We start from the raw sequence: 13,520 nt of genomic DNA on the forward strand, positions 1-13,520 counted from the left end.
AGCCAGGATCAAACTCTTAATTTAAAAGTTTATATGGCTCTATAGAAAATCAATACTAACTTCGCATTTCTGCGTCAAACCTTTCGCTGTGGTGCTCATTTACTTAAGTAAACTCCGCTCCTCGCTCAAGGCTTTCCTTGAACTACTCGTTATTATTGATTTTAGTATATTACTAAATGTAATACACCAAATTACGAAATTACTTTTTTAGCTGCTCTCGCAGCTCAAAAGAATTGCTGGTTTATTCTAAATAAGTTATACTTATATCTTCCTCTGTTTAATTTTCAAGGATCATTTTGCCGTCTTACTTCGACAGCTTTTATAGTTTATCATGTATTTTTTTCTTTGTCAACACATTTTTTTAATTTATTTCTAAGAAACTGTGTGACTTATTTACGTGACAACAGTTGATATAATACCATACCTACAATTTTCTTTTACATACTTATATATTATATGCATCATTTATCTAAATAATACTATAAATTTCTATAAAAATCTTTAATATTCACATACCGATACACGAGGAAACGTTATTATAATAAATTTGGCAAAAAAAGAGAAATTGCTTCTTTAAAACAACTTCTCTTCTCATATATTTTAAAAATTATTTATTATATTCTTAAACGCATTACCCCTAACTTCAAAATTAGGAAACATGTCAAAGCTAGCACATGCAGGTGAAAAAGTCACAATATCACCACTACTTGATAATTTTCTAGCAGAATTTACTGCATCTATTAATGAATCTACCTCTACTATAGGCACATCAATTCCTTTTTCACACTTAAGTTTCTCAAATGATTTTTTAATTTTATCTTTTGTAGCCCCCATAAGTATTAGAGTTTTTATTTTTAAATATCCTTCCTCTGCCAAAACATCAAAAGGTATCTTTTTATCATATCCACCTGCTATTAATATTACAGGTTTCTCAAAAGCTCTCAATCCTGCCAATGTTCTTGTAGGACTAGACGCAATAGAATCATTATAATATTTAACTCCATCTAATTCTCTTACAAATTCACACCTATGCTCTACTCCCTCAAATGTAGTAGCAACTTTTCTCATATTATCTACAGAAACATCCTCTTTAATTGCAGAAAATGCAGTAAGCAAATTTGCAACATTATGCATTCCTCTAAGTTTAACTTCACTTATCTTGCATACTTTTTTCCCATCAATACATAAAATGTCTCCCTTTAAATATCCACCAGAAGTTAATTCTTCTTCAATACTAAACTGTCTTACTTTTCCTTTAGCTTCTTTTACCATAGCATTAGTACACTCATTATCTCTATTAAAAATGACCATATCCTGGTTTCCTTGATACTTAAATATACTTTTTTTTGCATTCACATACTCTTCCATATCCTTGTGAATATCAAGATGGTTTGGACTTATATTAGTGATCACAGCTACTTCCGGTGATACATCCATGCCCATAAGTTGAAAGCTTGAAAGTTCAAGAACCACCTTATCCTTAGGACTTATTTCCTCTATCCTAGAAAATAATGGGGTGCCTATATTTCCCCCAACCCAACTTTTATATCCCTGTTCCTTTAACATATTATATATAAGTGTAGTAGTTGTAGTTTTTCCATCACTGCCAGTTACTCCATATATCTTAGCAGGACAATATTTAATAAACTCTTCCATTTCTGAAGTTACATATGCCCCATTTTGTTTAGCTTTTACAAGTGCAGGACTATCTATTCTCATAGAAGGAGTCTTAAATATTACATCAAAATTATCTAAATGTTCGAGATAATTTTTACCTAATACTAAACCCACTCCTCGCTTTTTTAATTTCTTGGCAACTTCACCAAGTTCCCCTTCATCTTTTTTATCAAAAGCACTTACCTGTGCACCTAGTCCCAATAAAAAATTAATTAAAGGTCTGTTACTTATTCCTATTCCAACTACTGCCGTCTTTTTATTTTTTATAAACTTTTTAAAGTTATCAAAATCTTCCTTCATTAAAAAACCTCCAAAAATAAATCTGCTAATTATAATCACGCTTATATCATAACATAATTTTCTATAAATTTGTATGAAGTAGATATATCATACTAAGATAACTCCACCCATATAGATCTTAACCAACATTTAGTTTGTTCGCCCTAATATGCTATTAAAATCTAAATTGTGAGAAAATATTTAATTTAATGACTTTATATGACTCTATTGAAAATTATTATTGTGTTATGTTATACTATGTTTGTGCCGTAAGGAAACATTAATATAATTCCCCAAGTTTTAATTAAACATATAACATATCCCCATGATTAAACCCTAATTTACCGGATCTTTTGATTCGGTAAATTTTTTTAATAAAAAAATATAGAGGAATGCTATCCTGGATAAATAACCGCGGAATAACAAAAGGTGTCATATAAATTTTCTCAAATTTATATGACACCTTTTTACTAAAACTGTACTTTTTCTTGCATAAATGACGATAATTCTTCTATTTTTATTCTAAACTGCTCCATGGTATCCCTATCTCTTACAGTAACAGTATTGTCATCCATTGTATCAAAATCTACTGTTATACAATAAGGCGTTCCAATTTCATCTTCTCTTCTATATCTCTTACCTATACTTCCTGCATCATCGTACTCCACATTAAAATCTTTTCTTAAAATGTTGTATACTTCTAAAGCTTTTTCTGATAATTTTTTACTAAGAGGTAAGATAGCTGCTTTAAATGGAGCTATAGCAGGGTGAAAATGTAGTACTGTTCTCACATCTCCTCCTTCTAATTCTTCTTCATCATATGCATCAACTAAAAATGCAAGTACAGCTCTATCAGCTCCTACAGAAGGTTCTATGCAGTATGGTATATATTTTTCCTTAGTTATCGTATCTAAATAAGTCATATCCTTACCAGAATGCTCTTGATGCTGTTTTAAATCATAATCCGTTCTATCTGCTACACCCCAAAGCTCGCCCCATCCAAATGGAAATAAATATTCAATATCAGAAGTGGCCTTACTATAATGAGAAAGTTCTTCCTTATCATGATCTCTAAATCTTATATTTTCTTCTTTTATTCCAAGACTCAATAAGAAATTCCAGCAATACTTTTTCCAATAATCATGCCATTCTAAATCAGTTCCCGGTTTACAGAAAAATTCAAGTTCCATCTGTTCAAATTCTCTAGTTCTAAAAGTAAAGTTTCCTGGAGTTATTTCATTCCTAAAGGATTTACCTATTTGTGCTATTCCAAAAGGTATCTTTTTTCTACTTGTTCTTTGAACATTTTTAAAATTTACAAATATCCCCTGTGCAGTTTCAGGCCTCAGATATATTTCTGATTTTGAATCCTCTGTAACTCCTTGAAATGTTTTGAACATAAGATTAAATTGTCTGATATCGGTAAAATTTTTCTTTCCACAGCTAGGACAAACAATATTGTTGTCATCTATGTATTTCTTTAGTTTTTCATTGCTCCATCCATCAGCACTAGCCTTTTCTACTCCCTGTGCTGTCATATGTTCTTCTACCAATTTATCAGCTCTAAACCTAGCCTTACATTCTTTACAATCCATAAGTGGATCAGAAAAGTTTCCCACATGACCTGAAGCTACCCAAACTTCATTATTCATAAGTATGGCACAATCTATTCCTACATTATGTTCACTTTCATGAACAAACTTTTGCCACCAAACTTTCTTTACATTATTTTTTAGCTCCACTCCAACAGGTCCATAATCCCATGTATTAGCAAGACCTCCATATATATCCGACCCAGGATATACAAATCCTCTACTTTTAGCTAAAGCTACTACTTTATCCATAGTTTTTTCAAAAGACATTATTTTTTCCCCTTTCTATTTTAATTCATTACTTATTATTAAACATTAAATTTGGATTTTCAAATATAAAAAAAGAACCTGCCACATAAGGGACGAATTTTATTTCCGCGGTTCCACCCTTTTTAGCACAAGCTCATCTTTAAATACATAGTTAGCTCAAAAGTTCCTTCATAAATAAAATCCCAGTTGTTTACACCATCCACAACTTCTCTGTAGAGATTTACATTAATACTATTCTTTATCACAGCATATATTAATTTTTTCTATATAGTTTTCATTTTATCCTATTATCTTTAAATGTAAATAACAAGTCTTTAAATATTACAAAAAATGAAATGGCTCCGTGGAGAGGGCTCGAACCTCCAACCCTTCGGTTAACAGCCGAATGCTCAACCATTGAGCTACCACGGAATAACTTACATATAATATTATATCATGGGATTTTAAAAATGCAACATTTTTTTATTTTTTATGTAAAAACATTTTGAAGACCTATGGATTTTAACTGAAATTTCCTTAGGTCTTCAAACAAGTTACATACTTACTGCTGTTGATTTGGCTTCATTGTAGGAAATAATATAACATCCCTTATTGAAGTGGCATTCGTAAGGAACATTACAAGTCTATCTACCCCTATTCCCAAACCTCCAGTTGGAGGCATGCCTATCTCAAGTGCATTTAAGAAATCTTCATCCATCATATATGCCTCATCATCACCTAGTTCTCTTTCTTTTAGCTGCTGCATAAATCTTTCTCTCTGCACTATAGGATCATTTAGTTCCGAATATGCATTACATATTTCTCTTCCAAATATAAATCCTTCAAATCTTTCCGTAAATTTAGGATTTCCTCTTTTCTTTTTAGTAAGAGGTGATATTTCTACAGGATAATCCATTACAAAAGTAGGTTGAATGAATTGTTCTTCACAAAACTCTTCAAACATAGCATCCAATATATCACCCTTTGAACAATCCTTCAATTCCTTCTTTAATTCAATATGTTTTTCTTTAGCAATTTCTCTAGCTTCCTCATCATCTTTCACTTCATCAAAATCCACATTTGCAAATTTTTTAACTGCCTCTACCATAGTAATTCTATTCCATGGTGGCTTAAAGTCTATTTCTGTATCTTCATAAACTACCTTTGTAGTACCAAGGACTTTCTCACATACATAGGCTATCATATTTTCAGTAATTTCCATCATATCGTTATAATCTGCAAAAGCTTCATATAATTCAATCGATGTATATTCCGGATTGTGCCTTATATCCATACCTTCATTTCTAAAACATTTACCTATTTCATATACTTTTTCAAAACCACCAACTATAAGTCTTTTAAGATATAGTTCTGTAGCAATTCTCAAATACATATCTATATCAAGTGCATTATGATGGGTTGTAAAAGGTTTTGCTGCAGCTCCTCCAGCTATTGACGAAAGTATTGGAGTCTCCACTTCTATGTAGTCCTTGTTATCTAGGAATTCTCTTATTGACTTTATTATGGCAGTTCTCTTCAAGAAAGTATCTCTAACGTCACTGTTTATTATTAAATCCACATATCTCTGCCTATATCTCAAATCTGGATCTTTTAATCCATGCCATTTTTCTGGAAGCGGTTTGAGAGACTTAGCTACCAGTTCAAAATCTGTAATATGAATTGATATTTCTTCTGTCTTAGTTTTAAACACTCTACCAGTTACAGATAAAATATCACCAATATCATAGGATTTGTACTCTTTTAATTTCTCTTCACCTACATCGTTTATCCTTATATATAACTGTATCTTTCCATATCTATCATATAAATCGGAAAATCCAGCTTTTCCATGAACTCTTTTCGAAATAAGCCTTCCTGCTACAGTTACATCTTTACCTTCTAAAGTATCGTAGTTGTCCTTTACTTCTTTTGAAGTATGTGTCCTCTCTACTTTATATACGTCAAAGGGATCTTTTCCTGCTTCTTTAAGGTCTTCAAATTTTTGCAGCCTCTCCCTAATGAGCTCATTAGACTTTTCTTCTAGTGCATGTAATTTCTTTTCGTCTTTTGACATCAATGTTACCCTCCAATTATCTTCTTATACTGAGTATCTCATACTTACTAACTCCATCTGGAACCTGTACTTCAACTACATCCCCAGCTTTTTTACCTACAAGCCCCTTACCTACTGGAGATTCATTGGATATTTTATTGTTAATTGGATCCGCTTCTGCAGACCCTACAATCAAATATTCTACTTCTTCATTAAAATCATAATCCTTAACTTTTACAATAGATCCTATGCCTACTACTCCTGGCGGAATTTCTTCTTCATCTACTATAGTAGCATTTTTTAGCATATTTTCAAGTTGTACTATTCTTCCTTCTACAAATGCTTGTTCATTTTTAGCACTATCATACTCTGAATTTTCACTTAAATCTCCAAAAGAAAGTGCTACTTTAATTTTTTCCATAATTTCTCTTCTTTTAGCTGTTTTTAAATATTCTAATTCATCCTCAAGTTTTGTTATACCTTCATAGGTCATTACATATTTTTTTGATCCACTCATTTAACTATCCCCTTTTAACAATTTATCTAAAATTCTTATAGATAACCCTATTAGCCATCAACGTGCTCACTTTTACTCATTTTTACTCATACTAATTATTATTTAAGTAATTATAAAACAGCACTATTATAATGTCAACATTTTGAAAATTGAATTTTCATATTACAATTTCCTCTAGATTATAAAACCAGCATATCCTCATTAAATTTTATTTTATCAAGAAATATGCCATTATAGGATAAAGATTTTTCCACATTTTTTTCATTCATTTGACAAAGTATAGACCCTAAAAGTTCAAAAGATACTCCATTGTACTTACAATTCCATGGAACTTTATAACTAACATCGTTTACTATTACGCCTCTATCACTGGGTATATAACTATTATCTATATACCATACATATGCATCACTCTTTACAGTGACATTCTTAGAACTTATTACAAAGTCTGCACTTTCAAAAGAAAATTTCATATCAGATGTAATTATAGGAGTTATTCCATAATTAACAATAATATATTGTCCAATACCCTTAGTTTTCATAATATCTTTAGAAAGTAATATTATGTCTTTAGCTTCTCTAGCTAAATAGCATATGGTATCAAATAAAATTTTCTCTGAAGCATCATAAACAACTATACAACTATGTCTTATACTTTTTTTCTTAATCCTAAGTATAACTTTCAAACTCTTTATAATACTAAAAGCCATTAGCTCCCTTTGAAATTTATTGTATAAATTATAATCTAAATATCTATATACTTTAGGGGCTAGTTCCATATCTCTTATACCTGATATCTTTTTTGCTCTTAGGATGTTACTATTATAAGACTCTATATTAATATTTGGCGGAAATTTAACATTTTTTATTTCTAATTTTAGCTCTTTTATAAAGATTTCTTCCTTCAATTTTAGCCTAAATCTATCTTTAATTTTTCCCAAAAAACTGCTGTCATTATAGAATCCAGTTTTTTGCGATGTAGTATATAAAATGGATTTCACACTTTTCTTCCTATTACATTGCTTACAGTAATATCCTATTCTCATGTTCTATTAAAAATTACAACAAAGATTTATATTCATTTAAAATTTTAAATACATTTTCACTCTTTTTTTCACAATTTATTTTATCTTTTATCTCCTTACTATTTTTTAGTCCTTTTATATACCATGCTATGTGCTTTCTCATTTCTCTTACAGTTCTATCATCACCATTGTAATATATTGCCCTTCTATAGTGTTCCATACACAAATTTATTTTTTCTGAAGGACTTGGGAATATAACAGGTTGATGATTTCTAATTTCATATATCTGTTTAAATATCCACGGATTTCCCATGGAACCTCTTCCAATCATTATTCCATCACATCCCGTATTATTAAACAGTCTTACTGCATCTTCTGCTGTAAATACGTCTCCATTTCCGATTACAGGAATGTTTACTTTTTTCTTTACTTGACTTATTATATCCCAATTTGCACTGCCATTATACATCTGTGTACTAGTTCTACCATGAACAGTCACAGCATCAGCTCCTGATTGTTCCATAACTTGGGCAAAGTCCACTACATTTATATTATCAAAATCAAATCCTATTCTCATTTTTACAGTAACTGGTTTTACAGAAGCTTTTTTCACTTCTTTTACTATTTGAGAAGCAAGAGAAGGATTTTTCATAAGTGCAGATCCTTCTCCATTTTTTACTATTTTAGGAGCAGGACACCCCATGTTTATATCTATAATGGCAATATCTTCATTATAATTAAAAAAATCACAAACTTTAGCCATTATAAGTGGATCACTTCCAAATATTTGAACACCTAAAGGCTTTTCTATAGAAGACACTTTGAGCATCTGTTTAGTTCTATCACTATCATAGAAAAGAGCTTTGGCACTTATCATTTCTGTATAGGTAAATCCGCACTTCATCTCTATGCACAATTCTCTAAAAGCCCTATCTGTAACTCCAGCCATAGGCGCCAAAACCACATTGTCTTTCAATTCAAAATTTCCTATTTTCATTAAAGCACCTACTCTTTATTTTTGTCATAGATTATCTTAAGTCCCGTTAATGTCAATATAGAATCTATTGTATCTATAGACTTTGACTCCTCATTTATCAGTTTAGCAAGGCCACCTGTAGCTATTACAAAAGGTTCGTCTTCTCCTAAATCCATCATTTCTTTTTTCATTTTCCCAACTATATAATCCACCTGACCAATATAACCATACACTATGCCAGATTGCATACTCGCAACTGTATTTTTGCATATTACTTTTTGAGGCTTGGTTATTTCCACTCTTGGAAGCTTAGCTGCCTTTTCAACTAAAGCATCTGCAGATATTTTTATTCCCGGGCATATTACTCCCCCTAAATAATCCCCCTTTGCAGTAACTGCACAAAATGTAGTAGCTGTGCCAAAATCTATTATAATTAGAGATCTATTGTACATTTCATGAGCTGCTACAGCATTCACTATTCTATCTGCCCCTACTTCTCTTGGGTTATCATACTTCACATTTATTCCAGTTTTTACTCCAGGTCCAACTATAATTGGAACTATCCCAAAATATATCATTATCATATGCTCTAATGAGTACATTATATTTGGAACTACAGAGGATATTATAACTCCTTTTATATCTGAAGTATCCAATTTTTCGTGTAAGAAAAGTTCCATTACTTGAATTCCATATTCATCTGCTGTCCTTTTAGAATCTGTAGACAATCTACATACTGAAATAAGTTTACTTCCATCATATACTCCTAAAACAATGTTAGTATTTCCTGCATCTAGAACTAGAATCATTAAACAACACCACCCTTCTAAATTTAAATAATAATGATTACTTACATGATATACACAATTAAGGAGCAGCTTTGTAGCTGCCCCCTAGAAACCATCAACTTAAGTCAAAATAATAATTTAATTGTATCAATAAAATTTTATTTGTCAAGATTAAATTGCCATCATCCACTTTAAAGAAAATCATATACTCCAAAGGTGCTACAACTTTGTGATAGTCACTTTCATAGTATACATAGGGGCATTAGCACAAGTATTGGTAATATAGAAAAAGCCCCTGCATACTATCACAGGGACTCTCTACTTAAATATATTCAATTAGGCCTGAGCAAATATTTCTTCAAATTCATTTGCTTCAAGTTTTTCTTTTTCTAAAAGCTGTTTTGCTACTGCATGAAGCTTATTTAAGTTATCTGAAAGAAGCTTTTCTGCTTTATCATAACTTTCATCTATTAATTTTCTTATTTCCTTGTCTATTTCAAAAGCTACTTCTTCACTAAAATTTCTACCCTTGCCTAAATCTCTACCTAAGAATACCTCATCATGTCCTGATCCAAATGCAATAGGGCCTAAATCACTCATACCATAATCCATTACCATTTTTTTAGCTATAGTTGTAGCTCTTTCAATATCATTTTTAGCTCCAGTACTTATATCGCCTATAATCAATTTTTCTGCTACCCTTCCTCCTAGAAGACCCACAATTTCATCTTCTAGCTTTGACTTTGACATATAAGAACTGTCCTTCTCAGGAAGATGCATAGTATATCCCCCTGCCATTCCTCTAGGTATTATACTTATCTGATGAACAGGATCCGAATTAGGTAAAAGTTTCATAACAACAGCGTGACCTGCCTCATGATATGCTGTAAGCCTTCTATCTTCCTCGTCAATTACCCTGCTCTTTTTTTCAGGTCCTGCTATTACTCTAGTTACTGCTTCTTCTAACTCATCCATACCAATTAGTGTTTTACTTTTTCTAACTGCTAAAAGCGCAGATTCATTCATAAGATTTTCCAGATCTGCACCTGTAAATCCAGGTGTTCTTTTAGCTAATACATCTAATTTAACTTCATCTGATAAATGCTTATTTTTAGAGTGAACTTTAAGTATTTCTTCTCTTCCCTTAACATCAGGCGCCCCTACAAGTATTTGCCTATCAAATCTTCCAGGTCTTAAAAGCGCAGGGTCTAATATATCAGGTCTATTTGTAGCAGCTATCATGATTATTCCTTCATTGACTCCAAATCCATCCATTTCGACTAAGAGTTGATTCAAAGTCTGTTCTCTTTCATCATGTCCTCCGCCAAGTCCAGCACCTCTTTGTCTTCCAACTGCATCTATTTCATCTATAAAAACTATACAAGGTGAATTTTTTTTGGCTTGATCAAATAAGTCCCTAACTCTAGAAGCTCCTACACCAACAAACATTTCCACAAAATCTGAACCAGATATACTAAAAAACGGTACTCCAGCTTCACCAGATATAGCTTTAGCGAGAAGAGTTTTTCCTGTTCCTGGAGGTCCTACAAGTAAAACCCCTTTAGGTATCCTGGCTCCCATTTCTATATATCTTTTAGGTTGTTTTAAAAAGTCTACTATCTCTGCTAGTTCTGCTTTTTCCTCTTCTGCTCCTGCAACATCTGCAAAAGTAACTTTCTTCTTATTATTGTCTGGCGTGGCCATTTTAGCTCTGCTCTTTCCAAAATTCATCACATTACGATTTCCACCGCCACCTTGCGATTGCTGCATAAACATAAACCAAAATGCTACAAGCATAAGTATTAAAAGGACAGTCGGTAAATATTGTACCCACATAGGTATTGTTGCAGGTTTAGCATACATTTCTTGAACTTCACCATCTTTAGGATGCTGACCTATAAATTGAAATAATCTTTCAGATGGGACTACAGTCTCATATGCTGTTCCATTTTTTAAACTACCTTGAACTGTCATTTTATCTTCTCTAAGCTGAAAACTTTTTACATCATTACTTAACCAGTACTTCTGAAAATCATTAAAACTAATGGATGTTGAACTTTCATTAGTTCTTACCAGCAACAATGCTGCAACTATCACTAATATAAAAACTACTGCCCAGGCCGTTGCACTTGAAAATTTTTTCATTAAAGGCCCCCCTCTCTTTCTAGTTTTATACTGTAAAATTGTATCATAATTAAAATTCCTTTACAATAAAATTTATTACTAATTATTTGTAAATTTCCTCTTTTAATATCCCAACATATGGGAAATTTCTATACTTTTCTGCATAGTCCAGGCCATATCCTACTAGAAAATAATCAGGCACTTCAAATCCTATGTATTTTGCATTAACGCTAACCTTTCTTCTATCGGCTTTATTTAAAAGACATGCTATTTCTACACTCTTAGCTTTTCTTCCTTTCAAGTAATCCACAAGATAAGCTAAGGTTATACCCGAATCTATGATGTCTTCTACTATTAATATGTGCTTATTCTCTATTTCAAAATCTAAATCTTTTAAAATTCTAACAACACCTGAGCTTTTCGTAGAATTTCCATAGCTTGAAACTGCCATAAAATCCATACTACATGGAATAGTTATTTCTTTAAGCAAATCTGCCATAAATGGGACAGAACCTTTCAATATGCCTACAAGGAGCAAATCCTTTCCATCATAATCCTGACTTATTCTTTTTCCTATTTCCTTAACTTTCTTTTTAATTTTACCTTCATCAAGTAGTACTTCCTTGATATCATCACTAATGTTGGCCATACTTTCCTAGTTCCTCACTTTCAAATTTTATAGCTAAAATATTTCTAGTATTCTTATCAACTTTAAAAAGTTCACTTATTCTATATCCAACAATCCATCCAATTTTATCTCCAAAACATATGATAGGAACATCATTTCTTTTATCTTTAGATACTTTTAAATCTATGAACAGGTCTTTTAATTTCTTACTTCCAGTCATCCCAAGTGGTATAAACTTATCCCCTTCTCTCCTGTTTCGTAATATAATATCTCCTTCTATCTTATCGTAATCAAAATACTGTATAAACTTATTTTTTTTACAATGTATATATTCTTTAGCTTCAACTAGCTCTATGTAAACAGTAGATTTAATTGGGGAGATATTATTACATCCAACTTGCAATATATACTGTTTTTTATGATCTGATATGGCTTTTTTTGTATTTTTATTTATTATAATATTCCCATAGTCGTTCAAAACCAATACATTATTGGGAAGCATCTGTTCCTTCCCGGTAGAATGTTTCTGAACTTCTATTATATTTAGAATATGAATTCTCTCAAAATCTTTTAAATTTCCAGTTACAGCTTTTAAGGACATTCTTATTATCCTACTTAATATTGCTTCCTTTTCTAAGAATGCCTCTTTAGATATTATAACCTTTTCTCCCTTTATGTCACAATGTTTTTTAAATTTTTCTTGTGAAATATAACTTAAATATTCATTATCTATTTTTATTGTATCAGAAAATCTATTTAATACTTTAATTATATCTTTATTAAAGTTCTCTTGTATATATGGTATAAGTTGTAACCTTATTTTATTCCTAGAATATAAAGTTTCTAAGTTAGTTTTATCAATTCTAGGATTAAGATTATTTAAGCTACAATATTTCTCAATTTCATCTCTAGTGCTGCATATCAGAGGCCTAACATATATATTATCTCTTACAGGTCTTATTCCTACTAAACCGTCTAACCCTGCACCTCGCATAATTCTCATTAAAATTGTTTCAGCCTGATCGTTAGCATTATGGGCTATAGCTATTTTTTGAGCTTTTAACTCATCTTTTAGTTTTTCAAAAAAACTATATCTTACTTTTCTTCCCGCACTCTCACAAGATATGCCTTCCTCTTGTGAAACATGATTTACATCTATTTTTAAGCTTTTAAATTGTATCTTCAAATTTTCACAAAACTTTTTTACATATTCTTCGTCTCCATCTGCATCTTTTCCTCTTAAACAGTGATTTACATGAGCTGCACATAAAGTTATGTCTAACTTTTCTCTCAAAATATACAATATGTGTAATAGACATATCGAATCTGGACCTCCCGATACAGCTACTATTACTTTATCTCCTCTATCAAACATTTTATTTTTTGTTATAGTATCCAATACAGATTCTATCAAAACAAACACTTCCTAAAAATTATTATTTTAGAAACAATACGCTAATTTATTATAACATAAATGAATTATTTTTTGTGCAAGAATGACATAAAAGCTATATTTAGACTGTCTACAACACCAATCTATAATTCACAATGCACAGTTCACAATGCACAATTCTGGTAGATTTTCTTAAGTTTTAGCGGAAGAAAATCATCC

10 protein-coding genes, 1 tRNA gene and 1 other annotated feature are annotated in these 13,520 nt (G+C 31.3%); all 11 genes read right to left on the reverse strand.

Annotation, left to right across the window (positions count from 1 at the left end):
• Positions 1–600: 600 nt before the first annotated feature.
• The 11 genes from murD to tilS all read right to left on the reverse strand — a co-directional run bounded on the left by murD (position 601) and on the right by tilS (position 13,322).
• Positions 601–1,977, reverse strand: coding sequence for a UDP-N-acetylmuramoyl-L-alanine--D-glutamate ligase (gene murD, locus CLRAG_RS02230; protein ID WP_065076888.1), 1,377 nt, complete (start codon positions 1,975–1,977; stop codon positions 601–603).
• Between the two features lie 449 nt (positions 1,978–2,426).
• Positions 2,427–3,818, reverse strand: coding sequence for a glycine--tRNA ligase (locus CLRAG_RS02235; RefSeq protein ID WP_065076889.1), 1,392 nt, complete (start codon positions 3,816–3,818; stop codon positions 2,427–2,429).
• A gap of 85 nt (positions 3,819–3,903) precedes the next feature.
• Positions 3,904–4,072 (reverse strand) — a binding site (T-box leader).
• Positions 4,073–4,154: 82 nt separating this feature from the next.
• Positions 4,155–4,229, reverse strand: a tRNA-Asn gene (locus CLRAG_RS02240).
• A gap of 130 nt (positions 4,230–4,359) precedes the next feature.
• Positions 4,360–5,871, reverse strand: a complete 1,512-nt coding sequence (lysS, locus tag CLRAG_RS02245) for a lysine--tRNA ligase (RefSeq protein WP_065076890.1) — start codon at positions 5,869–5,871, stop codon at positions 4,360–4,362.
• A gap of 16 nt (positions 5,872–5,887) precedes the next feature.
• Positions 5,888–6,367, reverse strand: a complete 480-nt coding sequence (gene greA, locus CLRAG_RS02250; protein WP_065076891.1) for a transcription elongation factor GreA — start codon at positions 6,365–6,367, stop codon at positions 5,888–5,890.
• 179 nt (positions 6,368–6,546) lie between these two features.
• The gene (locus CLRAG_RS02255) at positions 6,547–7,368 is read right to left on the reverse strand and encodes a hypothetical protein (RefSeq protein ID WP_065076892.1); all 822 of its coding nucleotides are present in this window, start codon (positions 7,366–7,368) and stop codon (positions 6,547–6,549) included.
• A gap of 58 nt (positions 7,369–7,426) precedes the next feature.
• A complete protein-coding gene (dusB, locus tag CLRAG_RS02260; RefSeq protein WP_065076893.1) occupies positions 7,427–8,389 on the reverse strand; it encodes a tRNA dihydrouridine synthase DusB in 963 nt (320 codons plus the stop codon).
• Positions 8,390–8,397: 8 nt separating this feature from the next.
• The gene (locus CLRAG_RS02265; protein WP_065076894.1) at positions 8,398–9,177 is read right to left on the reverse strand and encodes a type III pantothenate kinase; all 780 of its coding nucleotides are present in this window, start codon (positions 9,175–9,177) and stop codon (positions 8,398–8,400) included.
• A 315-nt stretch (positions 9,178–9,492) separates the two neighbouring features.
• On the reverse strand, positions 9,493–11,301 hold the full coding sequence (gene ftsH / locus CLRAG_RS02270; protein ID WP_065076895.1) for an ATP-dependent zinc metalloprotease FtsH: 1,809 nt from the start codon (positions 11,299–11,301) through the stop codon (positions 9,493–9,495).
• An 82-nt stretch (positions 11,302–11,383) separates the two neighbouring features.
• Positions 11,384–11,929: a hypoxanthine phosphoribosyltransferase gene (gene hpt / locus CLRAG_RS02275; protein ID WP_065076896.1), complete on the reverse strand. Its 546-nt coding sequence runs from the start codon at positions 11,927–11,929 to the stop codon at positions 11,384–11,386.
• Complete coding sequence (gene tilS / locus CLRAG_RS02280; RefSeq protein WP_065076897.1) at positions 11,916–13,322, reverse strand: tRNA lysidine(34) synthetase TilS; 1,407 nt, start codon at positions 13,320–13,322, stop codon at positions 11,916–11,918. Before tilS ends, hpt begins: the two co-directional genes overlap by 14 nt.
• Between the last annotated feature and the right edge of the window lie 198 nt (positions 13,323–13,520).

Origin of the sequence: Clostridium ragsdalei P11 (genome assembly GCF_001675165.1) — a bacterium.
Classification (GTDB): domain Bacteria; phylum Bacillota; class Clostridia; order Clostridiales; family Clostridiaceae; genus Clostridium_B; species Clostridium_B ragsdalei.

Coding starts and splice junctions, on each gene's coding strand:
- murD (WP_065076888.1), bottom strand. CDS start 1,977: ATGAAGGAAGATTTTGATAACTTTAAAAAGTTTATAAAAAATAAAAAG.
- CLRAG_RS02235 (WP_065076889.1), bottom strand. CDS start 3,818: ATGTCTTTTGAAAAAACTATGGATAAAGTAGTAGCTTTAGCTAAAAGT.
- lysS (WP_065076890.1), bottom strand. CDS start 5,871: ATGTCAAAAGACGAAAAGAAATTACATGCACTAGAAGAAAAGTCTAAT.
- greA (WP_065076891.1), bottom strand. CDS start 6,367: ATGAGTGGATCAAAAAAATATGTAATGACCTATGAAGGTATAACAAAA.
- dusB (WP_065076893.1), bottom strand. CDS start 8,389: ATGAAAATAGGAAATTTTGAATTGAAAGACAATGTGGTTTTGGCGCCT.
- CLRAG_RS02265 (WP_065076894.1), bottom strand. CDS start 9,177: ATGATTCTAGTTCTAGATGCAGGAAATACTAACATTGTTTTAGGAGTA.
- ftsH (WP_065076895.1), bottom strand. CDS start 11,301: ATGAAAAAATTTTCAAGTGCAACGGCCTGGGCAGTAGTTTTTATATTA.
- hpt (WP_065076896.1), bottom strand. CDS start 11,929: ATGGCCAACATTAGTGATGATATCAAGGAAGTACTACTTGATGAAGGT.